Raw genomic sequence first — 1431 nt, 5'->3', positions numbered from 1 at the left:
GCACCTACGTAACTAATCGTATAATTAGATCCGGTACTCAAACTTCCTTGGTTAATAGCATAAGTTCCTATATTTTCCCCAGCAACTCTAGTTAAAGCTCCTGTAAAGGAATCACTACCTACCAATCCTGGTGAAACTGTATAAGCAAAAACAGGATCTGTTGTTCCGTAAATTTTCGTTTGTGATGGAGTTGCAGTTACTGTAATTGGTTTTGCGGTAATAGTAAAGGTATCACCAACATAAGTAATCGTATAATTAGTTCCGGCAGTCAAACTTCCTTGGTTAACAGCATAGTTTCCAATATTTTCCCCGGCAACTCTTGTTAAAGTTCCAGTAAAAGCATCACTACTTATCAAACTTGGTGAAACTATATACGCAAAAACAGGATCTGTTGTTCCATAAACTTTCGTTTGTGATGGAGTTGCCGTTACTGTAATTGGTTTGGTAGTAATAGTAAAGTTAGCACTTGCGTAACTAATCGTATAATTAGATCCGGCACTCAAACTTCCTTGGTTAATAGCATAAGTTCCTATATTTTCCCCAGCAACTCTAGTTAAAGCTCCTGTAAAGGAATCACTACCTACCAACCCTGGTGAAACGGTATAAGCAAAAACAGGATCTGTTGTTCCGTAAACTTTCGCTTGTGATGGAGTTGCAGTTACTGTAATTGGTTTTGCGGTAATAGTAAAGGTATCACCAACATAAGTAATTAAATATTTAGGCCCAGCTGAAAGCGAACCTTGATTAATAGCATAATTACCAATATTTTCACCACTAACTCTTGCTAAAGATCCTGTAAATGAATCTCCAGAAAGCAAACTTGGTGATAATGTATAAGTTAAAACAGGATCACTCTCCCCATATACTTTCGTTTGTGAAGGTGTTGCAGTTACTGTAATTGGGATTTGATTTAATTTCAGGATATAATTATATGTAGCAGTACAACTATTAGCATCAGTAGCGGTAACCGTAAAATTACTATCAGCAATTTGAGTTGAAATACCTGTTATCTGTCCAGCTGTTGATAGTGAAAAACCAGAAGGCAAACTTCCCGCTGTAACTGCATACGTTTTAGATCCTGTTCCTCCTGAAGCTACTATAGTTTGACTATATCCAGTATTATAATCATAACCAGACAAAACTGTTGTTGTGAAATTAATTGCCGTTGGCTGTGTAATTGTAAAGTTTCGAGTAGCCGTACAAGAATTAGCATCGGTTACCGTTACGGTATATGCTCCTGCACTTAATCCGGTTGCAGTAGCAGCCGTTCCACCCGAAGGCGACCATGAGTAGGTATATCCACCAGCACCTCCGGAAGGAGTCACCGAAGCGGAACCGTTAGATCCACCGTTACAGGATACGTTTGTTTGCGCAGCAGTTGCCGTACTGATAGCCGCTGGCTGTGTAATTGTAAAGTTTCGAGTAGCCGTA

Annotated in this window: 1 protein-coding gene; it reads right to left on the bottom strand. The window is 39.1% G+C overall.

The window, feature by feature from the left end; translation table 11 throughout:
- Nucleotides 1–1431: MBG domain-containing protein (locus tag AC1DVP_RS21240; protein ID WP_477185464.1), on the bottom strand; the 1431-nt coding region annotated here is incomplete at both ends.

It is taken from the genome of Flavobacterium sp. P3_A6 (assembly GCF_056403035.1).
The sequence above is the reverse complement of the archived record's forward strand: the minus strand, read 5'-3'. Positions and strand labels throughout refer to the sequence as shown.